Here is a 26,546-nt window from a genome sequence, read left to right as displayed (position 1 = left end):
GCGAGCCGCAAGATCGTGCGTCCGTTCCTTCCAGACTAGATCGCGACAACCTCAAATGGATTTGCCCCCGGATTGACGCCATTGTGACAGTTGCGCCACCGTCACGATCCCAGCCGCCCCATCCTCCGCGCCATCGCCGGGCTTACCGCATGCACGGGATCGAAGCCGAAGAATTCGAGCACGTGCCGCGCGACGTCGTCGCGATCGTTGTCCGCGCAGATCATGTGATAGCTGTTCTCCAGCACGATCCCGCGCGCATCGGGCATGTTCTCCAGCAGGAAATCGGCCGAGCGCAGGCTCGTCAGCTCGTCCTCGCGTGCATGCAGCACGAGCGTCGGGCACCGCGTGCCGGCCGCGGCGTCGAGCGCCCAGTCGCGCATCCGGTCCACCTGCCGCACGCACGCGAGCGGCACCCACGCATAGTGGAAACTGTCCTGCCGCTCGAACTTCTTCTTCACGATCGCGCGGATCGTCGCGTTCTTGATGCCGAACGGATCGCCTTCCTCCACGCGCATTCGCTCGGCGACACCCGGCACGCGGTACAGCACGTGCCGCAGCGACCGGTACCACGGCGTCGACCAGCCGTCGATGAACATCGGCGTCGCCAGCAGCGCGAGCCGGCCGCGCGCATGCTGCACGCGATGACACAGCAGCAGCGCGACGAGCGCGCCCATGCACATCCCCGCGACGTGCAGCGTGTCGTACTCGCGCGCCAGCGCGCGGTATTGTTCGGTCACCGCATCGAGCCACGCCTCCGCGCGCACGCCGACCAGATCCTCCGGGCGCGTGCCGTGCCCCGGCAGCGTGATCATGTGCGTGTCGCCGCCCGCGCGCCGCATCGCCTTGTGCAGCGAACCGAGATCGTATTGCGTGCCGCCGAGCCCGTGGATCAGCAGCACGCCCGTGCGGCCCGTCATGACGCGTACCCGCTCATTCGTCCGCCGGCCACACGCGCTCGAGCTGCCACACGCCCGCCACCACCGTCACGTCGACGTTCGAATCCAGCAGCGGCGCGCCGTGGTCGGTGATCGTCCGCGTGCCGCCGTCGCGCAGCACGATGCGCAGCGACAGCGACGCGCGGTCCTCGCCCGCGATCTCCGCATTCCAGTAGTCGCGCAGCGCGTCGCGATCGCCCGGCTGCACGCGTTCGAGCACGAGCGGCACGGTCGCGATCTGCGCGGCGTCGACGCCGACGCCGAACACGCGCTCGACGTCGCCGCTCCACTCGATGCGGCCCGACTCGGGATCGAGCACGTACGCGATCTGGCCGGCGCTCGCGAGCGCGAGCTCCATGTTGTTCTGCAGGACGGCCGCATGCTCGTGCACGCGCTCGCGCGTCGTCTTCAGCGTGCTGACCGTCAGCACCAGCAGCGACGCGACCGCCAGATAGAGCTGCGCTTCGAGCAGCGCGCTGCCGTAATGCGCGTGAAGCGACGCGAACGGGCCGTCCCCTTGCGCGGTCTGCTCGATCACGATCAGCGCGAGCACCAGCACCGACGACGAACCCGCCCGGCCGCCGAGCAGCAGCGTCACCGCGACCGTCAGGAACAACGGGACATACGTGAGCGCGAAGCCGGCGCCCGTGCCGAATTTCCGCGACGTATCGCCGTCGAAGATCACGAGCGCGACGGCCGCGAGCAGCACGAACGCGACGATGCCGAGCACCAGGTCGAAGCGCTCGTGGTCGCCCGAACGGTGCGCGCGAAAGCGCGACCACGACGCGAGCACCGGCGTGACCAGCAGCACGCCGACGAAATCGGATGCGGCCCACACCGACCACACGTCGAAGAACGGCGCGCCCTTGAGCGTCGTGTACCACGCCGCGCCGCCGATCGCGCCGACGACGCCCGCGATCATCCCGGCGAGGATCACCGAGCGCAGGAAATACAGCCCTTCGAGCGAAAAGCGCACGCGCTGCACGAGCCAGACCGCGAGCGCGGCCGCGCCGACCTCGTCGACCGTGAACAGCACCGCGTTGACGAGGCTGCCGTGCTCGATGGCGGTCAGCGCGAGCTGCCCAACCAGGAACGCGCCGGCCAGCGTCAGCCAGTCGCGCATCGGCCGCAGCATGAATGCGCCGACCGTCACGCCGGCCGGCAGCCAGATGTAGCCCGTCAGCCGGACGGGGCCGTTGAATTCGTGCGAGATGTAGCCGGTCGCGAGATACAGCGCCGCCCAGAGCAGCGCGGCGACGAGCCCCGGCCGCGATCGTTTGGTGTCCATCGAGAATCCCTGTGTATTGCGCCGTGCGTGCGAGCGATGTGCGAATGATAGGCGGGCGGGTTGAACGGCGGAATACCGGACGGCGGCAGCACGTTCGGGGCACCGGCGCGCGCCCGCAAGCTGGCGAGTGTGACCGGCAAGGTATCGGAAAAGTTCGCCGCTTGCCGGGCGCTATCGGGACACGTCTGCAAGCCGTCTTGTCCGGATGGCCAAAATCGCACGCGGCCGGTCATTCGGCCCTACGATGAAAGGCAGTCGAAAGCATTCGTTTCGGGTATCGTCCAGCTCTCCCATCTGCATTCCATACGACCGCAAATGAAAACAGTCCCGACCCGGCCGATATCGGCCTCTTCGACGCGATGAGCCGATTTCGCGTCACGTACGACGGGCCCGCGCTCGAATCGCCCGAGATGGACGTGCGCGAACTCGCGCCCGCGCTGCTCGCCTTCGGCGATTTGCTCGACGCGTCGACGCGCGCACTGTGCGGCGATCAGGTCCGGCCGCAGGTCAACGTGCGCGGCAGCTTCAAGACCGGCAGCTTCGGCATCGATTTCACGCTCGCGACCTCGCTGCTCGGCCGCATGCGCGACATGCTGAGCGGCAGCGAAGGCACGGCGCTCGCCAATGCGGTGACGATCCTGACCGCGCTCGGCATCGCCGCGCCCAGGGCGAGGAAGGGGCTTTTCGCCGTCCTCAAATGGCTGCGTGGGCGCGAGATCACGCACGTGCGGATGCAGAACAACACCGCGGTGCTGGACGTCGACGGCGACGAACTGGAAATCGACCTACCCGTCCTCACGCTGCTGAGTGACGTCCGCGTTCGCCAAGCCATCGCGCAAGTGCTTGCGCCGCTCGCTCGCGAAGGCATCGAGATTTTCGCTGCCGGCACCGATACCGAGGTATACGAGACGGTCGCCCACAACGAGATCGCATGGTTTCACGCGCCGGAGCCAACCGATTCGCTCCTGCTCGACGAGCATCGCAAGATGGCATTCTCGATCGTGTCGCTCGTGTTCAAGGACGACAACAAGTGGCGGCTGCACGACGGCACGGCGACGATTCACGCGACGATCACCGATGCCGGCTTCCTGTCGCGCGTGAACAACAGCCAGATCAGTTTCAGCAAGGGAGACGTGCTCTTGTGCAATGTCCGTATGCAGCAGTGGCAAACTTCGGACGGGGCAAAAACCGAATACGAGGTCACGGATGTCCTCGAACATCGCCCGGCCGGCCTGCAGATTCCGTTGTCGGGCCTGTGATCCACGTAGCGGCCTCGCGCCCGACGCAACGTCTCACCATTCATGAAACCCGCGATCCATCTGCGTGCTGCCTCCCAGGAAGATCTCCCGTTCCTGCTGACGCTCCGTCGACTCACGATGACCGAGCATCTGCAGCGCGTCGGCGCGCCGACCGACGATGAAGCGCACGACCGCCGCATCCGCGCGAACTTCGACGACGCGATGATCGTCTGTGAAGGCGCCGATGCCATTGGCCTGCTGAAGGTGACACGCGCCGCCAGCGAATGGCACGTCCATCAGGTCCAGATTCTCCCCGCGCGCCAGGGCCAGGGAATCGGCGAAGCCGTGCTGCACGCATTGCTGACCGATGCGGCGCACGCGCGCGTGCCGGTATCGCTCAGCGTGCTGCACGGCAACCCGGCGCGGCGGCTCTACGAACGGCTCGGCTTTCGCGTCGCGTCGGAAACCGACACGAGCGCGAGCATGGTCTGGCACGCGTGACGCGCGTCATGTCGACGCCATCGCATGGCCCTTACTGCGTGATCTTCGCGTCCTTCAGCAGATTGCCGATCATCTGCGCGCTCGCCTTCTCGGCCGCGATCGCCTGCAGTTGCTGCTGAAGCGTCGGCTTCGCGGTTTCGAAACCCGGCACCTGCGTCGGCCGCTTCGCATCCAGCTTCACGATCGCCCGCACGCCATCGACCGGAATCGAATCCTTCGTCGTCGCGCCGACCGTCAGCTTCTCGAGCGCCTGCGCAACCGGCAGCGGCAACCCGGCCGTCTTGCCTTCCGCCGCCGGCGTGTTGAAGCTCACCCACGGCAGCTCGCCGCCGGTATCGCGGCTCGGCGCCAGGCTGTACTGGCGTGCCAGCCCGTCGAACGACTTGCCCGCCTTCAGCTCGCTCAGCACGGTCGCCGCCGCGACCGGGTCCTTGACGACGATCACGCGCGGCTTGTATTCGTTCTTGCCGAGCGCGGCGACCAGTTCGTCGTAGCGCGCCTTGACCTGCTCGTCGGTCACCGGCTCCGGCTTCACGTGGTCGCGCAGGTACAGTTGCACCTCGGCCGTCACCTTCGCCTGCTGCATCGCCGCCTTGACCTCGGGCTTGTCCGCGTAGTTCGCCTTCTCGGCTGCCTGCTGAACCAGCACGCGCGTGATCAGCTGGTTCTTGATCGCCTGGCGGATCTGCGGCGAATCGGGCTGCCCGGACGCGCGCAGCAGCGTATCGACGTCGGCCTGCGTGATCGGCGTGCCGTTGACAGTCGCGACCGTCTCCGGCGTCTGCGCATGGACCGGGCCGCTCAGTGCGCCGGCCAGCACGACGATCGTCAACAGGCGATTCGGGATCGTTTTCGTCTTCATCGTTGGGTCGCTTCAAGCATAAGAAACGCGGCAGGGCAGCCGCGCTCGTTCATCGTGCACGCCCGCACAACGTCCGCGGGAGCCGCCGCCATTGTGCACGGAACCGCATTTCCACGTCGGGAGGTTCGGGAAGCAGGTCCGGCACGGCGCGGCGCGCAGGGTGCCCGCGGTGCATTGCATGCGCATTGCGCAACAATCCCGCGAAAATGCTCACCATTGCTTCACGACTTCGCGAGTACGGCCGCTGCCCGAAGCGGCCGCACGTTCAACACTTTCAGCACGTCAGGGCGTCCACCGGTACACGGTGATGCTGTTCCCCTTCACGTTGTTCTTCATCACCACGTACTCGCCGTTCGACCGGCGGTACGCGCGGATGCTGTACATCGCGTCGATCGCGCTGCTGGTGTCGACCGTCGCGGGGCTCGCATTGACCAGCGTCGTGTCGAGATTGCCGGTGGTGAGGTTGAACGCGTCGACGTTCGGCCACAGCGGCCCGCTGCTGCTGAACCAGTAGCCGACGAACAGATGGTTACCCGCCGCGTCGATCGATTTCGCGCCGCTGTGCGGCAGCGTGATCACCGGGTCCGGCTTCGTCGTATTGCCCGCGCGCCAGCCGTGATACACCTCGATGCGCGTGCCGATCGACGTCCAGTCGTTGCTGCCGATCGCGCCCTGCGCGAGCACCATCGTGTCGCTGTCCGCGAGATAGACGATGCGCGTCAGCGGCACGATGCTGGCCGGAATGCGGGTCGCGACACCCGGCCCCCACGACGGCTTGCCGTTCGCGTCGAAGCCGGTCAGCGGGTAATGCGTGATCGCCCCCGTCTTGTCGAGCCCGGCCCATACGCCGCCCTGGCTGTCGAGGCTGAAGCCGCCCGTCACGCGCTGCGTGGTATTGAACGCGGGGCCGGGAATCGAGCCGTCCGGAATCGCGACGTAACCGTTCGCCGCGTTGAAGTGATAGAAGTAGAAGACCGGCGGGTTCTGGCCGGCCGCGACGAGAATCCGGTTCGCGCCGACCGACGTGAGCAGCCCGAAGTGTTCGTCGCGCTGCGTGTCGCTCATGTTGATGCGCGGATCCGACGGGTACGTGAACGGATCGACGGTATTCGCGACGAACTTGCCGCCCGCGCTGCCGCTGTAGATGTGCGTACCGCCGTAGAACAGCGCACCGTCCGTGACCGGGTCCGGCGCGGCGATGCCTTCGAAGTTCAGCGACTGCAGCGTCCAGCGCAGGTTGCCGTTGCTGCCGTACGCATGAATGTCGGTCGCGCCGTTGCGCCCGAGATCCCAGCTGCCGCCCCACGGATTGTTGAGCACATAGAGGTTGCCGCCGGTGTCCTTGCCGATCCCGACGATGCGCGTGAAGCGTTGCGGGCCGACCTGCCCCTTGATGCCCGTCGTCGTGTCGAGATAGCCGCCGCGCACGCCGAACGTGCCGGCCAGCGCAGGCTGGCCCGATATCGAATAACGCTTGATGTTCTGGTCGGGGCCTTCGTCGCCCACCAGCAGTTGCCCGGCCGCCGCATCGACATGCAGCGCCGACGGATGCGAGCCGGCCGGCATCCGGATCGTATTCAGCAGCGCGCCGGTCGGCCTGAAGCCGACGATCGAGCCGGCGCTTTTCTGCGCGACCCACACGTTGCCCGCGCCGTCCACCGCGAGCGCGCCCGGCGCCGACACGCCGATGTCCCGCTGCCACACGCCGTCGGTCGTGAATACGCGCACGCGATTGCCGTAGAAGTCGCTCGCATAGAGCAGCGAGCCGGCCGTCGCGAGCCCGGTGACGACATCGATGCGCGGCTGGTTGGTCGCCGCGCTGATCTGGATGACACGATCGCGAACCTTCGTCGCGCGGCTGTAGCGCCCCACCGCGCCGCTGCCGTACGTCTTGCCGGGCTGCAGCGCGACGAACAGCGACGTTGCATTGCCGGTGATCGCGCTGCCCTGGAATTCCGAATGCGCGCCGATCGAGCCGATGCTCTTGCCGTTCTGGTAGATCGCGACGCCGCCCTCATCCTCGTCCCACATCGACGCCGTGTAGATCACGCCTTCGGGGGCGACCCACATCGCGCGCGCGACGTTGCCGACGTGCGCGGCGAGCGTGCCGTACGTATTCGCGAGCCAATCGGTGGTGTTGGCTGCATGACCAGCGGGTGCACATGCGGCGATTGCCGCGGCAACGAGCGCGGCCTGGATGCGTTTTCTGGCGACCATGACGGATGCTCTCCTGAACAGGGTAGTCATTCACATGAGGGATCGGCCGGCCAGATGGCTTGAAGCCCGCGAGATGTAAATTCTTCCCCGAATCATCCGGCGCAGTCGGTATGTCATACGGCATGCATTCGATCATGCGCAGCGCGAGAATAACGTCATATAAATCGAAAAAAATTGCGAATCTCCCCTTGCTTGCGGCGAGCGCCGCCGCCCGTCAGTGAATGGTCACTTACGCGCCGGATCGGGAATGGGGAAAATCAGGCGAGCGCCTGTCGGAATATCGCCGCCGATTCGACGTCGATCGATTGAAACGGCGAATGCCATTTCGGCAACATCGGGAAAAGCCGCCGCCCCAAAACACATCGCCGGCCCGAATCCGTATCGAATCCGGGCCGGCGAATGTCATTTGCCGCGGGTTGGGCAACGCGGCGTTGCGCCGCCGCGTTGCCACGCGTCATGCCGACGTTTCGCGCACCTTCACCGCTACGCGCGCACCGTCCGAATCGTCATCGTCGCGCGGCGCGTCGAGCTGCCCTTCCCACTTCGCGACCACGGCCGCCGCGATCGAGTTGCCGACGGCGTTGGTGGCCGAACGCCCCATGTCGAGGAACATGTCGACGCCCATGATCAGCAGCAACCCGGCTTCGGGCATGTTGAACTGGTTGAGCGTCGCCGCGATCACGACCAGCGACGCGCGCGGCACGCCCGCCATCCCCTTCGACGTCACCATCAGCATCAGCAACATCGTGATCTGCGTGCCGAGCGGCAGATGGATGCCGTACACCTGCGCGATGAACAGCACCGCGAACGTGCAGTACATCATCGAGCCGTCGAGGTTGAACGAATAGCCGATCGGCAGCACGAAGCTCGAGATCTTGCGGTTCACGCCGAAGCGGTCGAGCGCGTCCAGCAGCTTCGGATACGCGGCCTCGGAGCTGGCCGTCGCGAACGACAGCAGGAACGGCTCGCGAATCAGCCGGATCAGCGTGAACGCGCGCTTGCCGAGGAACGTCACGCCGGCCAGCGTGAGCACGGCCCAGAGCAGCGCGAGCGCCAGGTAGAAGCTGGCCATGAACTTCGCGAACGTGAGCAGGATGCCGAGCCCTTCGGTCGTGATCGTCGACGCGAGCGCCGCGAACACCGCGACCGGCGCGAACCCCATCACCGCCCCCGTGACCTTCAGCATCACCTGCGCGAGATCCTCGATCACCCCGGTCAGGCGCTTGCCTGCGTCGCCGAGCGCGGACAGCGCGGTGCCGAAGAAGATCGAGAACACGACGATCTGCAGGATTTCGTTGTTCGCCATCGCCTCGGCGATCGACTTCGGCACCAGGTGCACCACGAAATCCTTCAGCGTGAACGCGCCCGTCTTCAGGTTGAGCGCCGCATCGGACGGCGGCAGCGGCAGGCTCAGGTGGCTGCCCGGCTGCAGGAGCGTCGCGGTCAGCAGGCCGAGCAGCAGCGACGTGAACGACGCGATGAAGAACCAGCCGAACGCCTTGACGCCCACGCGGCCCACCGCGCTGCCGTCGCCCATCTGCGCGATGCCGACGGTCAGCGTCGCGAACACCAGCGGCGCGATGATCATCTTGATCAGGCGCAGGAACACATCGGACAGCAACGACACGTACCCGGCGACCTCCTTCGCCATCTTCGGGTCGGGAAACGCGCTATGGCAGGCGTAACCCACGGCGATGCCAAGAATCATCGCGACAACGATGTACCTGGTAATGTTGTGCTTCTTTTTCATTAGTGATCCAAATTACAAAGCGTATGTTGCTAACGGCTGGCCCATCATTCGCGTCCGGCTGCGAATCGAAACCTGTGTCTCCAAGCGGGCGACCTGTCCGCCTCGGGCGGTCACTCGGGCGGACAAGGGGGGGCATTCTAACGCAAACGGCGGGCCGGCTTTCAAATCTGAAAGCGCCGCGGGTTGATTTGCGTCCTGATGTCGTCGGGAAAGGGCAGGTGTCGCGGTCCGGCTCGCTTCCGGCGCGGCCGGATGCCGGGGAATTTCAGCGGATCGGATAGCGCGCGGCTTGCCGGAAGGCCGCGGCGAACGTGTCGACGTGATGCGCGCCGGTGGCGTCGGGCGTCAGGCAACCAGCACGTAGGTGCGGAAGAAATCGCCGAGCGCGGCGGCCGTCTGTTTCATGTCGACGGACGTGCCGAGGCTGCGGTCGAGCCACAGGCCGTTGAACAGCGCGAAGACGATGTTCGTCGCACCGGCAGGATCCAGCGATGGCCGGACCCAGCCTTCGGCCTGGCCGCGCGCCAGCAGCGCCGCAAGATCCGCGCGCATCTTCCGGTCGAGCCCGACGATATCGGGGCGGCGTTCGGCATCGCGCGCCAGTTCGAGCCAGCTGTCGACACCGAGGCCGTCATCGCCTTGCGCCATCATCCCGGCCAGCTCGTCGGCCGTGATGCCGGCCAGCCCAAGCAGGCCGTCCCTGCTGAGGATGCGGTTGAAGTCCTGCGTATAACGCTCGACCTCGACCGCGATGATCGCGTCGATCATCTCGCGCTTGTCGGCGAAATACCGGAACACCGCGCCCGCGCTCATGTCGGCCGCCGCACAGATATCTTCCGTGCGCGCGCCGTGGAACCCCTTGGCCTTGAAGACCCGGGCGGCCGCGGTCAGGATCTGCTCGCGGCGCTGCTGATGAAGGTTTTCGTTCCGTGTACGCGCCATGCTTCCCGAAATAACCGGACTAAATCGTCGCATTATAGGGAAGACATCGACCCGAATCAAATCCGGCGCCATCGTTGCAATCGAAATCGCGATCGCGGGAGATCGTCACGCACCGGGCGACACGATCCAGCGATCACGACAGATTCTCACAAAGATGCGCAGACCTCGACACTACGGCACGTAAACGATCTGTAATATTTGGAAATGATTCGCATTGACGCCGTACGCCGACGTCGATGCGCAATCCCGGGCCGGAAACGCGGCACCGCGTTCGCGCCATGGCTTCCATCAGATCGAGTCCGGCATTTCATCAGTATTCCTCTGAAATGACGGATCGATAAAAAAGCGGCATCGTGATGAACATTCTGTACACCAACTTCCACGGCGATTACGGCGGCGGCCAGGACACCTACGTCCGCGATCTCGCCGTCGCGATGAGCCGCCATCACCGCGTGACCGTCGCGTCGCCGGAAGGCAGCCGCCTGTCGCGACTGTTGAAGGACAGTCCCGACGTGGCGATCTTCGACATGGAATTCAAGCCGCGCTGGAACCGGCTGTGCCGGGAGATTCTCCGGCTGCGCCGGCGGATCGCCGCCGAGCGCTTCGACGTGATCCATGTGAACGGGGCCGCCGATCACAGGCAGGTGATGCTGGCACTGCTCGGCTGCCGGTATCGGCCCGCGATCGTGCTGACCAAGCACAACACCTATCGCGCCGACAGCCTCGGCAACGTGCTGCGTGCGCGGCTGGCCACCGACCATACGATCGCGGTCAGCGACTACGTCGCCAGCATGCTCGCGCTGCGCTCGCCGTACGGCAACGTCACGGTGGTCAAGCACGGCGTGCGCCGGCCGGCCGCCGAACGACTGGCCGGCGACGAGATCCGCCGCCGCAAGATCGCGCTGTTCGGCGCGTCCGGCGCGGAGGCGATCGTGCTCGGCAGCAGCGCCGGCACCACGCCCGAAAAAGGCTGGATGGACCTGATCGCGGCGCTGGGCCGCCTGCCGGAAGCCGAGCGCGAGCGGTTCCGCGTGCTGCTGATCGGCGCGGAGCCGTCCGGCGAGCAGCGCGAACAGCTCGCGCGGCACGGCATGGCGTCGCGCACCGCGTTCACCGGACGGCTCGACGACGTGTGGGCGCCGTTCTCGATCATCGACGTGTCGTTCGTGCTGTCGTACCACGAGAGCCTGTCGTATGCGTGCCGCGAAGCGATGTCGCTCGGCTGCCCGGCGATCGTGACGCGCGTGGGCGGGCTGCCCGAGAACGTCGAGCCGGGCGTGGACGGCTGGGTCGTCCCGCCGCGCGAGCCCGCGGCGATCGAAGCGATCCTGCGTGCGATCGTGCAGGAACCCGGCTGCGTCCGCGCGATGGGGCGCAGCGCGCGGCTGAAAGGCAAGCGCGAATTTTCGTTCGACGCGTTCGTCGACGCGACCTTGTCCGTCTATCAGAAGTCGATTCGACACAACCCGTACCGCTGGGTGACTTCCTTGAGATCCACGAAATGGCATTGAATATCTGGAAGAAGTACTGGGACCTGCGCACGCAGGAATGTCCGTGCGACGTGCACTTCGTCGAATGGCTGGAATCCGTGCACCTCAAGGGCATCCGCATCTATCACTTCGGCACCGGCGGGCATCACCATGTCGGCATCGAATGCGCGCGGCCGCACCTGAACAACACTGTCTTCGGCGTGACGGCATCGCCGAAGGAATACAAGTCGTATGTCGATCTCGTCACGCGGCAACCGGAGGTGAGCAAGACCTACCTCGCGTATTTCGGCGACATCTATACGAGCCATTCGCGCCTGCTGCCGACGTTCGACGTCGTCACGCTGTTCCATCTGTGCGAATTCCGCGACGAAGCGAACAGCCGCTACGGCGCGAAGACCGACGAAGCGGTGCTCGACCTGTTCGCGCGCCATACCGCGCCCAACGGCCATCTGTTGTTCTACACGGGATCGTCGGCGTATCGAAAGGCTGAACCGATCATCGCGCGGTGGGCCGCCAATGCCGATTTCGTCGAGGTCGGCGACTTCAAGACCCTGCGGATTTTCCGCAAGGCCGCGTAATCCCGCTTTCCTGCGACCCGCCGATGCTTGCGCGCACCCCACGCTATCCGATCCTGATGTATCACCAGATCCGCCCGCTGCCGCCGCCGACCGACCGGCTGCGCAGCCTGAGCGTCGCGCCCGACGCGTTCCGCCGCCAGATGACGCTGTTCCGGCGGCTCGGCTACCGCGGCCTGAGCGTGCGCGAACTGCAGCCGTACCTGCGCGGGGAGCGGCAGGGCAAGGTCTTCGGCATTTCGTTCGACGACGGCTTTCTCAACGTGCTGACGCATGCGATGCCCGTGCTGGACGCGCTCGGGTTCACCGCGACCTGCTACTTCGTCGCCGGCCGGTTCGGCGGCGCGAACGACTGGGATGCTGGTGCGCCGACCAAGCGCTCACCGTTGATGACCTGCGAGGACATGCTCGCGTGGCGCGATCACGGCCATGAAATCGGCTCGCACACGCTCGATCACGTCGCGCTGTCGTATGTGCCGGCGCCTGTTTCGGACTTTCAGCTTACCGAATCGAAGCGGCAACTCGAAATGCTGAGCGGGCAATGTGTCGAATCGTTCTGCTATCCGTACGGCGATCTCGACGCGCGCGTGCGCGACCAGGTCATCGCGGCCGGTTACGGCAACGCGACGACGACTCGACGCGGATGCGCCGGCGCGGCCGACGATCCGTTTCTGTTGCCGCGGATTCCGGTCGCGGGCGGAGTCGGGGCTGCGAGGCTGTGGTTCAAGTGCTGGAAGGGGCGGATAGCGGGGCGCCGATAAGTATCCAGGCAGTTCGTCCGGATGAACCGGTACCACGCCGAGCCAATACCCGTCTCCTTCGATGTCACTGTCATCATCCGCATCTTGTGTGGGCCATATTCATCGTTCTGGTCAGCAATCCTTCATGCTCCGACCGCACTCGAAGCATGTCGCGAGCAACGGACCAGGAAGCGTCCGCGGCCGGCCCATGCGCCGCCGAATCTCGGCGGCAATCATCACGTCGCACGCAACGCGGCGACTGCAACATGCGTGCGCCGTGTCCCGGGCAATGCGATTCAGAAGCGGTATCCGACCGACAGGAACGTCACGATCGGATTGACCCGGAATTTGCTGGTGCTCGTGACCGTGCCGACGGAGGACCGGGTGGTGAGCGTGGCGCGTGTCGATACCCACGAATACGCGACCGACGCGTTGATCGACCAGTGCGAATCGATGTTGTACGTCAGGCCGCCGTTGACGACGGGCGCGAAGGAATGACTGAGCGACACGGATGTCGGTCCCTCGAGCGCGGTCCCGACGGTCGGCGAGAAATAGATCTGGCCGGTGGAAACGGGATTGCTGAGCTTGATGTTGCTGAACCACGTGTAGGTGACGCCGGCGCCCAGATACGGCCTGAACCGTGCATTCGGCTGGCCGAAGTAGTAGTTGAAGATGATCGCCGGACTCCAGGCCCGCGCGGTCCCCAGCTCGCCGAAACCGCTGAGCGTACCTGCGCCGTTCAAGTGCCAGCTCGGCGGAAAGCCCATGACCGTCGTCGCCGCGATATGGTCGGTCAGGAAGTACGTTGCGGTCAGTCCGAACGTATCGCCGCTTGCGATGTCCCCGCCGCTGCCGGTCATCACTTGCGACTGGCCGAGTGCATTGAGGGTCAGCGGATCCGCCGATCCCTGCGGGGCAAAGTGGGACCAACCGGCACTGACCACCCACTGACCGGCTGATTGCGCATGCGCGCCAGAGATGGCCGCGACCAATACGACGGCTCCTGCACTGATTCGTTTCATGATTGTCTCCAGATTTTGGTGTTGGTGTTCAAGAATCGTGAAACCTGCCTTCATCGCCGTGCGCCACGCATGACTTGCGGGCTGTTCCCGCGCGTGTGACGCGCAACGCCAAAAACGTCGGGTGCTGCTTCGTCAAGCGAAATTCCCGCTCCATAAATTCGGATTCCGAATCTATTTGCTCAATTCAATGCCGAACGTTCCGGGAATCGACAATCAGTGATGTTCGGGTTCCACGGAAGTCGAAAAGGCGAACGGGAAGCGGCCCATCACCGTATTGGCCTTCGCTGTCTGCGCGTGATCGCTCAGCGCCACATGCAGGGTGAGCCCGCGCGACGGGTCGTCCACCATGCTCACCCGCGCACCCTCGACGCCGGCATCCTTCAGCGCGGAGACCAGCGCGTCGAACGTCTCCCATCGTTTGAGCTCGGGCTTGAAGATCTTGCCGACCGCCGTAAGCGGCATCGCATCGACGATATGAATCCGCTTCGGTATCGCGGCGCGCTCGCCGATCATGCCGCGTATGAACGTGTCGAGCTCCGTCTCGGTTGCCGTTGCGCCGGCTTTCAACTGCACGTACGCGACCGGCAGCTCGCCAGCATGCACGTCGGGACGTCCGATTGCCGCAGCGATCTGCACGGCCGGGTGGCGGTGCAGCGGTTCTTCGATCGTCGCCGGATCGATGTTGTGCCCGCCCCGGATGATGAGCTCCTTGCGGCGGCCCGTGAGCCAGAAGTAGCCCTGGGCATCGCGCCGCGCGAGGTCCCCGGTGTTGAGCCACTGCCGGCCGTCGCCGAGATCGAGCCACAGGCTCTTGTTCTGATCTTCCTGAAGATAGCCCGCGAACACGTTCGGCCCGGAAATCGTCAGCACACCGACTTCGTTCTCGACGCAATCGCGCACGTAGCGGCCTGCGTCGTCGAGTATCACCGCCTTCATCATCTGGCCGGGGATGCGCAAGCCGATCGAACCGAGACGCCGTTCGCCGCCTGGCGGATTGACGCTGCTGACGCAGGCGCCCTCGGTGAGCCCGTAGCCTTCGAGGATCCGGACCCCGGTGCGATCCTGGAACGTGCGGAATACTTCCACGGGCATCGGCGCGGCACCGCACAGTCCATATTCCAGCGAGTCGATGTTCCGGCCGTCGACGGGCACGTCGAGCAACGCCGAATACAAGGTCGGCACCGCGCTGAAGAAATTGATCCGGTGGTGCTCGACGATTTCCCAGAATCGTTTGACGACGCCGTCGCCGCGATAGCCCTGTGGCGTACCCAGCACCACATGTGCGCCGCGCGAGAACGGCACCAGGCCGGTTGCCAGCACGGCATTGACATGGAACAGCGGCAGTCCGCAGAACACGGTCTTCCCCGGGCCCATCCCGGCGCCGACGACCTGCCCGACGCTCCAGGCATTGGCCACCTCGTTGCCGTGCCGGCGAATCGCGATTTTCGGCAATCCCGTGGTGCCGCCCGTACAGAAGTAGGACGATATGTCGTCGGCTTCGAAACGCCGTGGGATCAGCAGCGAATCGCCGGATTCACGCGACATCGCACTGTCGAAATCGTGGATCGCGACGTGGCGCGGAACGGCGCCGCGCACGCCCGCGCGCCCGTGCAACCGTTTGCATTCGCGACGCTGCATCGCGCGTGCGGCAATGCGGCGCCACCCCTGCACGCGCTCGGCCAGATCGATCAGGACGAGGCTTTGCAGCGACGGCACCTCGCTCAGGACGGGCTGGATCTTCGACCAGATATCCGTTCCCGGAAAAGGCGCCAGCGTCACCAGCACCTTTGCGTTTGCGGCCTTGAGCAGCGATGCGATCGCCGGCCCCTCCAGCAACGGATTGATCGCGCACACGATCCCGGCCGCTTCGCCTCCCCAGATGACGAAATGCGTTTCCGGCAAATTCGGCAGCACGTAGGCGACCACCGCGTGGCGATCGATACCGAGGCGCGAAAACATGTTCGCGGCGCGGGTGATATCCCGCAGAAGCGCCGCATAGGTCCAGCGCAATGGCTTGCGATGATCGTCGGCGCGCAGGAAAAACGACAAGGCCGGCGCGCTCGGGTCGATTGCCGCACCACGGCCGATCATCTCGTAAGTGCTGGCCGGGAGGTCGGCGGGCGGCCCCTGGTTTTCGATCCGAAGCACGTCCGCTTCGGTTGCGATGGCGTTCATGCGAGCTCGTCCACGATTCGGTTGCGTTGCACACCGAGGTCGATCGCCCCGTCCCTGCTCCGGATCCGCGACTCGACCAGATCCCCGGCCTTCAGGTACTGCGGGCGCGCGGCCTGAACCTTCGTGAAAATCCGCCACTTCATGTGCTCCGGCAGCAACGCGGCAATTCGTTGCTTCGCCGGCGACGGAATGCTGAGCGCGCACCCGGAAGGCGTGCCGGTTGCAAGCAAGTCACCGGCGTTCAGATCCTGAACACCCGAAAGTTCCGTGAGCGTTTCGGCCGGACCGTACACGAGGTTCCCCGTCGAATCGCTCTGCCGCACGTCCCCGTTCACGGTCAGTGTCAGCGTCAGCGCGTGCAGCCGTGCGATATCGCTGGCCTCCAGCAGGCACAGATACGGCCCGACCGGCCCGAACGTCCGATAGCTTTTTCCCTTGTAAAACTGCATTTGGGGAATCTGGATATCGCGTGCGGAATAGTCGTTGACGATCACGAGGCCCGCGACGTACTCGTGCAGGTTCTTGTCCGTGATGGCTTGCCGGGACGTGATATCGCGGCGAAGCACGAGCCCCAGTTCGATCTCGTAGTCCAGAAACCGCACATGTTGCGGCCGGATGACGTCGGAATCGGCGGCGACGATGCAGCTCGTCGCCTTCGTGAAGATCATGTTGAATGACTTCGCATCCGGATTCATGCCGGACTCGATCATGTGCTGGCGATAGTTGGCGCCCTGGCAAACGAACCGTTGATTGCGCGTGACCGGCGACAGCCACTCGACGTCCGATTCGGGAATCGTTTCTCCGTCGAGCGCGGCGAGGTCATCGATCCGATGTGCGCGCACGAATTCGCCGGTCGTCGGGTAGTCGCCCGGTATCGGCGTGATCCGGTGATGCCTCACCACGCCCCATTGGGCGCGCCCCTGATGCCGGTAGTGCAAGACGTGCAATGCCATGAAGATGCCTCGAACAGGTCTGAGTGAAGATGAAGGTCACGCAAACAGCTTCGCGAGCGTGCGCAGCTTCGCGAACGTGACGTCCGGACTGGCCCGGAGGTTTCGGATGAGCGATGCGATGCTGGCGGCGGTGATCTTCGGTTTGGTGAAGCTGCGCGGCATCCGCGGGCCCCACTGCGACATCGCTTCACGGCTGACTTCATGGATGCCCGTCGCCACGTCCGCCGTGAACATGTCCCCATCGCAATAGTGTTCGTGCTTGTCGCCCCAGGGGTCCTGCCAATAATCGAAGACCTGGCTGCCGAGAATGTGGCGACCCATTCCCCATGCGTGCGTCCATCCTTTTTCGCTCAGCACACGCTGCCCGATCCCCACGGCGTCCGCGTCCACCAGCTCGAATGCCGAGTGGCTGTAAAGCGCTGCGAACCCCTGTGCCAATGCCAGCGTATGGTGATCCGTGGGGGTCGCCCCGCGATCGAGCCGCAAGAACGCGACGGCGGGCGATCCATCCGGCAACACCTGAACGTCGCTCGGGATGAAACCGAAGTGAGACGTGTACCACGCACAAGTCGCCTGGAAATCGGCGAGTTCGAGCACGACATGACCGAGGCGAATCACTTCCGGCGCCGCCAGCGGCGCACGCTGGGTATCGTTCACGCGAACGACGGAATCGGGGGAGTTGAACGGTAACGCCGACCGGTGCGGCAGGGCGCCGGCCCGCGCTTGTCCCGCGACCGCGTCGACACGAAAACCCGACGGATCGACGAGCGTGACGCGATGGCCGCCACCGGGCCACGGCGACGGCGCCACGTCCGACGCGCCCGGCACGCCGGCAAGCTTTCGCAGCGCGTCGATGCCGTCCACTTCAAGCCCGAAGCCGACGAACCGGTTTTTTTCAGCCCGCCGGACGACGTAGCAGAACGGTGTGGCGGCCGTGCCTCGAAGGAACAAATGTTCGCCGTCACGGGATACCGTCCGCAGGCCGAAGTCGTTGAGAAATCGTTCGGCCCGTTCGAGATCGGGACGCTCGAACATCAGGTAGGAAAGCGCCCGAGCCTTCGTCGTCGGCTGGGGACTCCGTGCGGGTTGTGCAGTCGTAAGCTTCATGGGGGCCTCAGGAAATCGGCTGGGCAATGTGATCGGACAGCGACGACAACGCGGTGCGCGCACCAAGCAATCGCAGGGATTCGAGAACCAGACGGGTCGAGTCGGCCACCGGGCCTTCGTGCAGGACCGTTTTGTCCGGCCGAATCACGGCCGCCCAGCCAAACCGCACGACACCCGGCATGAACGTACCGTCCAGGTCCTCCCATCCGTCGTCCTCGATGCGATGAAGGCGCTGCCCGCGGTGCATCACCTGCACCACGACGCCGCCCGCCGCGATCAGCGCGGCTCGCGCGCCGGCGTCGAGCTCGACGCCCGGATCCCGTCCGAATCCGATCAGCGCGAGACCAGTACCGAACACGTCGTCGCTCAGGCGGATCGTCCCATCGTGCCTGCGCAGCCATCCCTGCGGCAGGGCTGCACCGCGCACGAGCCGCGTGGACGAATGGCCGGGGACGAACAGACCGCTCCGGAACGCATTCTTCGGCTTGATCCCGAGTTCGTCGAAATGATTCCGTAGCGGCGGAACGAGCCGCGTCAATCGCATCAGACCATGCGTGAACAACGCGATCCCGGCGTTTCGCGGCATCACGAGCTTGCCCATGAATTTCGCGACGCCGATCATCGCCTTGGCGTGCGGTCGGCGTTCCCGATCGTAGGAATCCAGAATTTGCGGGGTTGCGTGGCCTTTGACGACCCACGCCAGTTTCCAGCCGAGATTCGCGGCATCGCGCAGGCCGGCGACGAGCCCCTGGCCAACGAACGGCGGCGTGATATGGGCGGCGTCGCCCGCGAGAAAAACGCGCCCTTTGCTGAACGTCGTGACGGTTCGGGCATGAAAACGGTACACGGCCTTGCGTTCGATCACCATGTCCTCGATGCCACCCCACGGCGCGAGCAGTTCGCGGATGCGTTCGTCGGATTCCATCTCTTCGCGCGTCTCGTCAGGATGGAGCATGAACTCCCAACGCTCGCGCCCCCCGGGTGCGGTCATATGAGGCGTCGGTCGCCGGTGGTCACAGATGAACTCGACATGGTCGATGGGTCGGCGCACGTTTCGCGCATCGACGATCAACCAGTCCTCCGCGAACGTCTTGCCTTTGAAATCCTGTCCGATCAGCTGGCGCACGATCGAGCTGGCGCCGTCGGCACCGACGACGTAGCGGGCGCGCACGACGTGCCGTGCGCCCGGCCCGCTGTCGAGCGTGGCGGCGACGTGGTCGGCGTGCTCGTCGAGCGAGACGAGCGTCACACCGAGCGCCATTCGGGCCGTGCGGTGCGCGGCCAGTCGGGCACGCAAGCATCGCTCCAGGTCCGGTTGATAGAACGTCACGAGCTTCGGATGGCCATCGATGCTCCCCAGCGTATTGATGCGCCCGAACTCGCCGAACCAGGGCGAGCGCATCCGGACGTACGGAATCGCCACCGTATCGAGGTCGGCTTCGTTCACCCCGACGTACTGCAGGATGCGAAGCGCGTCGTTGTCGAGCGCGATCGCACGCGGCGCCATGAAGATCTCCGCCGCCCTGTCGACGACGAGCACGCGCACGCCGTCCCGGCCGAGAAGCGCACCGATCGCCGCGCCAACGGGACCGCAGCCCACCACGAGCACGTCTACCTCCGACGGCAAGTCGCGGCCGCCGGCACAGTTCGCGTTGTCGTTGCCTTCATGGACGCCCGGCTCGCACGTCAGTTTTGTCTCCACCACCGTTCCGTCTCCCATTCTCGGGACTGGCCACTGCCGGTCGCCTTGATGACATTAAAGTCATAACTGATAACTTTGTCAATTTTGACGTTCGAACGTATACTCGAACACCGAAACCATGCGCACGCCGATGCCCAACACTTCTTCCCGTCGCACCAGAACACCGTCGCCGGCCGTCTCGAACGGGCAAGCGCCGTCGAGCCCCGAGGTTCGCGAGCCGCGGGGCGCGCGCCGCAAGCGCGAGACGCGCGCGCGCCTGCTGGATGCCGCCTTTGTACTCATGGCGCAAAAGGGGATGGAAGGCGTCGCGATCAATGAAATTACGGAAGCCGCGGACGTGGGTTTCGGGTCGTTCTACAACCACTTCGAATCGAAAGAGGCGATTCATGCCGCGGTGTTGGAAATCGTGTTCGAGGAGTTCGCGGATACCCTGGACCGCATCGCAGGCGGCCTCACCGACCCGGCCGAGATCATTTCCGTGTCGCTGCGCCATACATTGCTGCGAGCCAGAAGCGAGCCGGTCTGGGGACAATTTCTCCTGCGCGAGGGGTTGTCCATGCGAGCGCTCAGCCGCGGCCTCGGACCGCGGTTGTTGAGGGATATTCAGAAAGGCATCCTCGCGGGGAGGTTCTCGGCAAGCGACCCGCTGATGAGCGTGATCACGGTCGGGGGCGCGGTACTGACCGCCATTGCGATCGAGCTCCGATTCGATGCGGACGAGAAGCCGGTTACCGACATGTTGAACATGATCGGGTACAGTCAGAACGGCTTTGCCGAACGGGCAGCTTCATCCCTGTTGCAGACCTTGGGTGTGCCGCGAACTGAAGCGATAGAGATCGCGAATCGCCCGTTGCCGCCCGCCGTGACGCCTGCGCCCAACGAATCGCAAGAACGTTAGCGGTCCATCGTTCGGCTGTGATGGGCAGAACCTTGGCGGGTGCTCGCGTCGTGCTGACGACCGCCGTCACGCACTCCCACGCCCCGTACCGGCAATCGTCAATTTAACTGTACCGGTACTGTACAGAAAACCGTCGCTACACTGACTCCATCCCAGCCTCGAACCGAATGGAGAATCCGCGATGGAATTCCTCACCCTCAGCGCGCTGCCCGCCGGCATGCTGTTCGCGCTCGTCACGACGATCACGCCCGGCCCGAACAACACGATGCTGCTCGCGTCCGGCGTCAACTTCGGTTTTCGCCGCACGATGCCGCACCTGTTCGGCATCAGCATCGGCGTCGCGATCCTGATGCTCTGCGTCGGCTTCGGCCTCGGCGAAGCGTTCAAGCGCCTGCCGCTGCTGTACACGCTCCTCGAAGTGGCGAGCGTCGCCTATCTGCTGTACCTCGCGTGGCGCATCGGCACGTCGGGCGAAGTGAAGGCGCACGGCGCCAAATCGCGGCCGATGACGTTCATCGAAGCCGCCGCGTTCCAGTGGGTCAACCCGAAGGCGTGGATGATGGTGCTGACCGCCGCGACGACGATCCGCCTGTCCGCCGACTATGGAATGAATGCCGCATGGATGGCCATCCTGTTCATCCTGATCGGCTTCCCGTGCATCAGCCTGTGGGCCGCGTTCGGCCTCGGCCTGCGCCGCTTCCTGTCGAATCCCCGCGCGCTGCGCATCTTCAACGTGACGATGGCCGTGCTGCTGATCCTGTCGCTGTACCCGCTCGTCGCCCATCTGCTGCCGCAGTAAGCGCTCACGAGCGCCCGTTGAGCTTCAGGTGATGCAGGCGTACCCTTTCGGTACGGGCGCGTGCAACCGCTTCGGCGGTTGCACCGCTGCTCTGCATGGAGATTGCCGATGAAGCCAATGCTCAGAGCGGGCGAGCACATCGAGGGTATGCACTGGATCGCCGAGTATCACCCGCTCACGCACGATATCCGCGTGCTGCGCGAGAACATCGAAGTCGGCACTTACTGCGCGCCGCCGACGCTGTTCGGCGACGAGGCGGGAATGGGCGCCGCGAACCATGACGATCATCGCGGCCGGGAAGCCGCGCTGCGCGCGTATCTGCGCAACTTCGTCAAGGAGCACGACGCGGAGGAGTAACGGTGCGACGGCCGCAATGTCGACGGGCCGCGAAGGCGGCCCGGTCTGTCGTCGTGCGCCGGTCGATCTGCTCTCGCCCGGCCTGAATCCATCACGCGCCGGGCCGATGCAACGCACCGGCCCGCACGCCGCTCAATGCCCGAGCGACTCGATCTTGCCCGCCGGCTGCGCCACGCCATGCGGGCGCGCCATCTGCTTGATCAGCAGCGCGACACACGCGAGCACGCCCGCGACGGCGATCGTCGCGAACACCCCCGCGAACGAGAAGTGCCGGCGCGTCAGCTCGGCGACGAGGAACGACCCCGCGATCCCGCCGAAACGGCCGACGCCGAGCATCCACGCGACACCCGTGCCGCGCCCTTCGGTCGGATAGAACGCGGCGGCCAGCGCCGGCATCGACGACTGCGCGGTGTTCATCAGCACGCCGGCCACGAACACGACCAGCACCAGCAGCCCGACGTTGCCGGCCGCCTGCCCGATCGCATACACGCTCACCGCCGTCAGCGCGTAGCACACGGCGATCACGCGGTTCGCGTTGAAGCGGTCCATCAGCACGCCGCACAGCACGGCGCCCACGCCGCCGAGCGGGAACAGCGCCGAGATCAGCGTCGCGCTCTTCGGCGTCAGGCCCGCATCCTTCAGCAGGATCGGCATCCAGTTGATCGACGCGTAGAAGATCACGAGGCCCATGAAGTACGCGAGCCACAGCATCACCGAGCCGACGATGTACGAGCGCGACAGCACGACGCCGAGGCCCTTGCCGCCCGTCTGCGGTGCGGCTTCGGTCAATGCGAACGAGCCGGCGTTCAACGCGTCGCGCGAGATGCGTGCGAGCGTGGCGCGGATCTTGTCGACGGACTGACCGGTCGCGACCATGAAACGCACCGATTCCGGCATCTTCAGCAGCAACAGCACGCCGAGCAGCAGCGGCGTCACGCCGCCGAGCACCAGCACGCTGCGCCAGCCGAAATGCGGAATCATCCACGCGGCCAGGAAGCCGCCGAACGCGGCGCCGAGCGGAAAGCCGCAGAACATCAGGTTGATCACGGTCGCGCGGCGCTTGTCCGGGCAGAATTCGCCCATCATCGTGACCGCGTTCGGCATCGCGGCGCCGAGCCCGACGCCGGTGATGAAGCGCAGGATGGTCAGGTGTCCGATCGTGTTCGAGAACGCGGACATCAGGCACGCGACGCCGAACAGGAACACCGAGCCGAGCAGCAGCGAGCGGCGGCCGAGCCGGTCGGACAGCGGGCCCGACACGAGCGCGCCGCACGCGAGGCCGAACAGCGCGGCGCTCAACACGGGCGCGAGATCGGGCTTGGTGAGGTTCCATTCGCCGAGCAGCGACGGCGCGATGAAGCCGATCGCGGCCGTATCGAAGCCGTCGAGCAGCACGATCACGAAACACATGAGGAACACGAGCCATTGAAAGCCGCCGAACGGCTGCTCGTTGATGAAGGTCTGGACATCGACCACGGGTGCGCGATTCATCGCTAGTCTCCTTGTCGGCCGGCGTGGGCGCGTCTGCGCTTGCGCCGGTCCCATGCAACATTGATATATGCAAGAAGCGCGGCCTCGTGGCCGCGCCGTTCCTTCGTTCACGCACCGATTCGCTGCCGGTGCGCTCTTCATCGACGACTGCCCGCCAGCCTCGGCGGGCCGCCCGATCGGATCATCGCCGGCGCTTAACCGGCCGCATCCTGTTCCTTGAAGATCTTGTCCGCGAGATGGAACGCGGAATTCGCGGCCGGCACGCCGCAATAGATCGCGGTCTGCAGCAGCACTTCCTTGATCTCGTCGCGCGTCACGCCGTTGTTGCGCGCGGCGCGCAGGTGCAGCGCCAGTTCCTCGCCGCGATTCAGCGCGACCATCATCGCGATGGTCAGCAGGCTGCGCGTATGGCGCGGCAGCCCGTCGCGGGTCCAGATCTCGCCCCATGCATAGCGCGTGATCAGGTTCTGGAATTCGTCGGTCACCTCGGTGCGGTTCTCGATCGAACGGTCGACGTGCGCGTCGCCGAGCACCGCGCGACGCACCTTCATCCCTGCTTCATAACGTTCCTGGTCATCCATCGCCGGTGCCTCACGCAGTCAGGAAATCGAGCAGCGCGCGGTTAAACCCGCCGGTGCACTCGATGTTCGAAATGTGCGCGGCGTCGAATTCGACGTGCAGCGCACCGGGAATCGCGGCGGCCAGCGCGCGGCCCTGGTCGGGCGGCGTCGACATGTCCTTCGCGCCGGTCACGACGAGCACCGGCAACGCGATGCCCTTCACTTCCTCGCGCAGGTCGGCCGCGTTCAGCGCGTCGCAGTTCGCCGCATAGCCGTCCTTGTCGGTATGCACGAAGGTGTCGCGGATCGCATCGAACAGACGCGGCTCGCGTTCGACGAATGCGTCGGTGAACCAGCGCGGCAGCACGGCGTCGGCGAGCGCGGCCATGCCTTCGGCGCGCGCCTTCTGCGCACGCGGCCCCCACACTTCCGGCGAGCCGATCTTCGCGGCGGTATTCGACAGCACCGCGCGCACGATGCGCGACGGGTAGCGCGCGGCGAGCGCGGCGCCCGTCAGCCCGCCCATCGAGATGCCGCAGAAATGCGCGCAGTCGATGCCGACGTGGTCGAGCAGGCCGATCACGTCGCCCGCCAGTTGCTCGATCGTGTACGAACCGGACGGCGCGTCGGAATGGCCGTGGCCGCGCGTGTCGTAGCGCAGGATGTTGAAGTGCTGCGTGAGCGGGCGGATCTGCGGGGCCCACATCTGCAGGTCGGCGCCGAGCGAATTCGAGAAGACGAGCCACGGCGCGTCGTCGCGCGCGGCACGGTCGATCCGGTAATGCAGTTTCACGCCGTTGACAGTGGCGAAAGGCATCTCAAGGTTCTCCTGGTTAGTGCGCGCCCGCATGCAGCGCGAGCACGGCGTCGACATAGGCATGCGCCTCGCCGACGTAATGTGCGGGATCGAGCAGCCGCGCGAGCGCGTCGCGCGACAGGTGGGCCGACACGGTCGCATCGGCGGCGAGCACGTCGAACAGCGTCGCGCCCGTGCGCACGGCTTCCTTCGACGCGTGCTCGACGATGTGATGCGCATCGAGCCGGCCGATGCGGTCGCCGAGCGCGAGCATCACGGCTTCGCCGAGGATCAGCCCGTGCGTGAGGTCGAGGTTCGCGGCGAGGCGCTCGGTGTTGACGTCGAGGCCCGCGACGATCTGCGCGATCTGTGCGAGCGCGCCGCCCGTCAGGCGGGCGAGGTCGGGCAGCGCATCCCATTCGGCCTGCCAGCCGCCGAGGGCGCGCTCGTGCTCCTGCACCATCCCCGCGAACACGGTCGCGACGAGGTTCGGCGCGCGCACGGCAGCCGTCAGCACGGCTGCGCAGCCGACCGGGTTGCGTTTGTGCGGCATCGTCGACGAGCCGCCCTTGCCGGCGGCGGCCGGTTCGCCGAGCTCGCCGACTTCGGTCTGCATCTGCAGCGACACGTCGCGCGCGATCTTGCCGAGCGTGCCGATCAGCATCCCGAAGCACGCCGCCGCTTCCGCGATGCGATCGCGCTGCGTATGCCACGGCACGGCGGGCACCGCGAGCTTGAGATCGGCCGCGAGCGCGGCGCTCACGCCGGCTGCGTGTTCGCGCAGGCTCGCGAGTGTGCCGGCCGCGCCGCCGAACTGCAGCACGAGCGCGCGTTCGCGCAACTCGGCGAAACGCGCGCGATGGCGCAGCAGCGCATCGAGCCATTGGGCGAATTTGAGGCCGAGCGTGATCGGCAGCGCCTGCTGCAGCCACGTACGGCCGATCATCGGCGTCGCGCGATGGGTGCGCGCGAGCGCCGCGAGCGACGCGCAGGCTTCGTCGAGCAGCGGATCGAGCACGTCGAGCGTGTCGCGCAACTGCAGCACGGTCGCGGTATCGATGATGTCCTGGCTCGTCGCGCCCCAGTGCACGAACTTCGCGGCCTCGGGGTCGTCGGCCTTCACTTGCGCGGTGAGCTGCTTGACGAGCGGAATCGCAAGATTGCCGCCGAGCGCCGCACCGTGCGCGAGCGCGTCGGCATCGAGCCGGCCGGCGTCGCACGCACGTTCGATCGGCGCGACCGCGGCGGCGGGAATCACCTGCTGCGCGGCCAGCGCGCGCGCAAGCGCGGCCTCGACGTCGAGCATGCGCTGGATCGTCGCGCGGGGCGACCAGATCCGGTTGAGCGGCTCGGTGCCGCAGATCAGGGAGGTCAGGCGGGCGCTGTCTTCGAGCATGGCATCAGAATGGGGAAACGGCGTGCGCCTATTGTCTACCCAAGCGTGCCGGCGTGCGCTCGAATGCGCGCCCCGGCACGCTTGCCGTTCAGGCGGCGGCCTTTTGCGTCGCGTCGATCAGCGGCACGCCGGTCAGCTTCTGCAGCTCGTCGAACGACAGGTCGGTGAAGATCTCGCTCACCGCGAGGCCGTCGGCCGTCACGTCGAGCACGGCGAGATCCGTATAGATGCGGCTCACGCATTGCACGCCGGTGACCGGATACGAGCACTGCGCGACGATCTTGCTCTCGCCCTGCTTCGTCAGGTGCTCCATCATCACGAACACCTGCTTCGCGCCGATCGCGAGGTCCATCGCGCCGCCGACGGCCGGAATCGCATCGGGCGCGCCCGTATGCCAGTTCGCGAGATCGCCGTTCGCCGACACCTGGAACGCGCCCAGCACACAGTAGTCGAGGTGGCCGCCGCGCATCATCGCGAACGAATCCGAGTGGTGGAAATACGCGCCGCCGGTGAGCAGCGTCACGTGCTGCTTGCCGGCGTTGATCAGCTCGTCGTCCTCCTCGCCGGGCGCGGGCGCCGGGCCCATGCCGAGCAGGCCGTTCTCGCTGTGCAGGAAGATCTCCTTGCTCGGGTCGAGGTGGTTCGCCACCAGCGTCGGCACGCCGATGCCGAGGTTCACGTACGCGCCTTCGGGGATGTCCTGGGCGACGCGCTTGGCCATTTCATCGCGGGTCAGTCGTTTCATGTCGGTT

At 65.9% G+C, this 26,546-nt stretch carries 25 protein-coding genes; 8 read left to right on the top strand and 17 right to left on the bottom strand.

Annotated features, from left to right (window positions below):
* Positions 1 to 101 precede the first annotated feature (101 nt).
* Both KU887_RS26380 and KU887_RS26375 read right to left on the bottom strand, forming a co-directional pair.
* Positions 102 to 917, bottom strand: coding sequence for a carboxylesterase (locus tag KU887_RS26380; RefSeq protein ID WP_034203064.1), 816 nt, complete (start codon positions 915 to 917; stop codon positions 102 to 104).
* Positions 918 to 930: 13 nt separating this feature from the next.
* Complete coding sequence (locus KU887_RS26375; protein ID WP_006482331.1) at positions 931 to 2,223, bottom strand: MASE1 domain-containing protein; 1,293 nt, start codon at positions 2,221 to 2,223, stop codon at positions 931 to 933.
* Positions 2,224 to 2,582: 359 nt separating this feature from the next.
* Between KU887_RS26375 and KU887_RS26370 the strand changes: the two genes are divergently transcribed.
* Together KU887_RS26370 and KU887_RS26365 are read left to right on the top strand one after the other, a co-directional pair.
* Complete coding sequence (locus KU887_RS26370; protein WP_309138176.1) at positions 2,583 to 3,482, top strand: hypothetical protein; 900 nt, start codon at positions 2,583 to 2,585, stop codon at positions 3,480 to 3,482.
* Between the two features lie 42 nt (positions 3,483 to 3,524).
* Positions 3,525 to 3,962: an N-acetyltransferase gene (locus KU887_RS26365; RefSeq protein ID WP_258256002.1), complete on the top strand. Its 438-nt coding sequence runs from the start codon at positions 3,525 to 3,527 to the stop codon at positions 3,960 to 3,962.
* 31 nt (positions 3,963 to 3,993) lie between these two features.
* Here the strand turns inward: KU887_RS26365 and KU887_RS26360 are convergent, their stop codons facing one another.
* From KU887_RS26360 to KU887_RS26340, 5 genes are all read right to left on the bottom strand, one after another.
* Positions 3,994 to 4,824 (bottom strand): peptidyl-prolyl cis-trans isomerase, encoded by an 831-nt coding sequence (locus KU887_RS26360; RefSeq protein ID WP_258256001.1) that lies wholly within the window; start codon positions 4,822 to 4,824, stop codon positions 3,994 to 3,996.
* A 282-nt stretch (positions 4,825 to 5,106) separates the two neighbouring features.
* Positions 5,107 to 7,041 (bottom strand): SMP-30/gluconolactonase/LRE family protein, encoded by a 1,935-nt coding sequence (locus KU887_RS26355; RefSeq protein WP_258256000.1) that lies wholly within the window; start codon positions 7,039 to 7,041, stop codon positions 5,107 to 5,109.
* Between the two features lie 257 nt (positions 7,042 to 7,298).
* Positions 7,299 to 7,499, bottom strand: coding sequence for a hypothetical protein (locus KU887_RS26350; protein ID WP_006494560.1), 201 nt, complete (start codon positions 7,497 to 7,499; stop codon positions 7,299 to 7,301).
* The gene (locus KU887_RS26345) at positions 7,496 to 8,791 is read right to left on the bottom strand and encodes a dicarboxylate/amino acid:cation symporter (RefSeq protein ID WP_258255998.1); all 1,296 of its coding nucleotides are present in this window, start codon (positions 8,789 to 8,791) and stop codon (positions 7,496 to 7,498) included. The genes KU887_RS26350 and KU887_RS26345 overlap by 4 nt, the downstream gene beginning before the upstream one ends.
* 345 nt (positions 8,792 to 9,136) lie before the next feature.
* Complete coding sequence (locus KU887_RS26340) at positions 9,137 to 9,805, bottom strand: TetR/AcrR family transcriptional regulator (protein WP_240465765.1); 669 nt, start codon at positions 9,803 to 9,805, stop codon at positions 9,137 to 9,139.
* A gap of 284 nt (positions 9,806 to 10,089) precedes the next feature.
* On the opposite strand from KU887_RS26340, the gene KU887_RS26335 reads away from it, so the two are divergent.
* The 3 genes from KU887_RS26335 to KU887_RS26325 are packed head-to-tail and all read left to right on the top strand — an operon-like array spanning position 10,090 to position 12,559.
* Positions 10,090 to 11,244 (top strand): glycosyltransferase, encoded by a 1,155-nt coding sequence (locus KU887_RS26335; RefSeq protein WP_006482301.1) that lies wholly within the window; start codon positions 10,090 to 10,092, stop codon positions 11,242 to 11,244.
* Complete coding sequence (locus tag KU887_RS26330) at positions 11,241 to 11,801, top strand: hypothetical protein (RefSeq protein WP_077189832.1); 561 nt, start codon at positions 11,241 to 11,243, stop codon at positions 11,799 to 11,801. Before KU887_RS26335 ends, KU887_RS26330 begins: the two co-directional genes overlap by 4 nt.
* 23 nt (positions 11,802 to 11,824) lie before the next feature.
* Positions 11,825 to 12,559, top strand: coding sequence for a polysaccharide deacetylase family protein (locus KU887_RS26325; RefSeq protein ID WP_058902487.1), 735 nt, complete (start codon positions 11,825 to 11,827; stop codon positions 12,557 to 12,559).
* A 275-nt stretch (positions 12,560 to 12,834) separates the two neighbouring features.
* Here KU887_RS26325 and KU887_RS26320 read toward each other — a convergent pair whose 3' ends face one another.
* From KU887_RS26320 to KU887_RS26300, 5 genes are all read right to left on the bottom strand, one after another.
* A complete protein-coding gene (locus tag KU887_RS26320; RefSeq protein WP_080323121.1) occupies positions 12,835 to 13,560 on the bottom strand; it encodes an OmpW family protein in 726 nt (241 codons plus the stop codon).
* A 213-nt stretch (positions 13,561 to 13,773) separates the two neighbouring features.
* On the bottom strand, positions 13,774 to 15,735 hold the full coding sequence (locus KU887_RS26315; protein ID WP_034203073.1) for an acyl-CoA synthetase: 1,962 nt from the start codon (positions 15,733 to 15,735) through the stop codon (positions 13,774 to 13,776).
* Positions 15,732 to 16,688 carry a fumarylacetoacetate hydrolase family protein gene (locus tag KU887_RS26310; protein WP_034203074.1) on the bottom strand — a complete coding sequence of 319 codons (957 nt, stop codon included), beginning with the start codon at positions 16,686 to 16,688 and terminating at the stop codon, positions 15,732 to 15,734. Before KU887_RS26310 ends, KU887_RS26315 begins: the two co-directional genes overlap by 4 nt.
* Before the next feature lie 36 nt (positions 16,689 to 16,724).
* Positions 16,725 to 17,795 carry a VOC family protein gene (locus tag KU887_RS26305; protein ID WP_012493005.1) on the bottom strand — a complete coding sequence of 357 codons (1,071 nt, stop codon included), beginning with the start codon at positions 17,793 to 17,795 and terminating at the stop codon, positions 16,725 to 16,727.
* Between the two features lie 7 nt (positions 17,796 to 17,802).
* Positions 17,803 to 19,515: a bifunctional 3-(3-hydroxy-phenyl)propionate/3-hydroxycinnamic acid hydroxylase gene (locus KU887_RS26300; protein ID WP_043204583.1), complete on the bottom strand. Its 1,713-nt coding sequence runs from the start codon at positions 19,513 to 19,515 to the stop codon at positions 17,803 to 17,805.
* Between the two features lie 100 nt (positions 19,516 to 19,615).
* On the opposite strand from KU887_RS26300, the gene KU887_RS26295 reads away from it, so the two are divergent.
* From KU887_RS26295 to KU887_RS26285, 3 genes are all read left to right on the top strand, one after another.
* Positions 19,616 to 20,395: a TetR/AcrR family transcriptional regulator gene (locus KU887_RS26295; protein ID WP_063899349.1), complete on the top strand. Its 780-nt coding sequence runs from the start codon at positions 19,616 to 19,618 to the stop codon at positions 20,393 to 20,395.
* Positions 20,396 to 20,576: 181 nt separating this feature from the next.
* Positions 20,577 to 21,194 carry a LysE family translocator gene (locus KU887_RS26290; protein ID WP_006482276.1) on the top strand — a complete coding sequence of 206 codons (618 nt, stop codon included), beginning with the start codon at positions 20,577 to 20,579 and terminating at the stop codon, positions 21,192 to 21,194.
* A 108-nt stretch (positions 21,195 to 21,302) separates the two neighbouring features.
* Positions 21,303 to 21,551: a hypothetical protein gene (locus tag KU887_RS26285; RefSeq protein ID WP_012492997.1), complete on the top strand. Its 249-nt coding sequence runs from the start codon at positions 21,303 to 21,305 to the stop codon at positions 21,549 to 21,551.
* Positions 21,552 to 21,683: 132 nt separating this feature from the next.
* Here KU887_RS26285 and KU887_RS26280 read toward each other — a convergent pair whose 3' ends face one another.
* The 5 genes from KU887_RS26280 to KU887_RS26260 form a co-directional block, all read right to left on the bottom strand.
* Positions 21,684 to 23,042, bottom strand: coding sequence for an MFS transporter (locus KU887_RS26280; RefSeq protein ID WP_006482278.1), 1,359 nt, complete (start codon positions 23,040 to 23,042; stop codon positions 21,684 to 21,686).
* A 194-nt stretch (positions 23,043 to 23,236) separates the two neighbouring features.
* The gene (pcaC, locus tag KU887_RS26275) at positions 23,237 to 23,623 is read right to left on the bottom strand and encodes a 4-carboxymuconolactone decarboxylase (protein ID WP_006480129.1); all 387 of its coding nucleotides are present in this window, start codon (positions 23,621 to 23,623) and stop codon (positions 23,237 to 23,239) included.
* Between the two features lie 10 nt (positions 23,624 to 23,633).
* Complete coding sequence (gene pcaD / locus KU887_RS26270; RefSeq protein WP_058902482.1) at positions 23,634 to 24,419, bottom strand: 3-oxoadipate enol-lactonase; 786 nt, start codon at positions 24,417 to 24,419, stop codon at positions 23,634 to 23,636.
* A 16-nt stretch (positions 24,420 to 24,435) separates the two neighbouring features.
* Positions 24,436 to 25,794 (bottom strand): 3-carboxy-cis,cis-muconate cycloisomerase, encoded by a 1,359-nt coding sequence (locus tag KU887_RS26265; RefSeq protein ID WP_258255987.1) that lies wholly within the window; start codon positions 25,792 to 25,794, stop codon positions 24,436 to 24,438.
* An 88-nt stretch (positions 25,795 to 25,882) separates the two neighbouring features.
* Complete coding sequence (locus KU887_RS26260) at positions 25,883 to 26,539, bottom strand: CoA transferase subunit B (protein WP_006482308.1); 657 nt, start codon at positions 26,537 to 26,539, stop codon at positions 25,883 to 25,885.
* Positions 26,540 to 26,546 lie beyond the last annotated feature (7 nt).

Origin of the sequence: Burkholderia sp. EMB26, assembly GCF_024730645.1 — a bacterium.
Taxonomy (GTDB): Bacteria; Pseudomonadota; Gammaproteobacteria; order Burkholderiales; family Burkholderiaceae; genus Burkholderia; species Burkholderia cenocepacia.
This window is presented reverse-complemented; position numbering and strand designations above follow the sequence as displayed.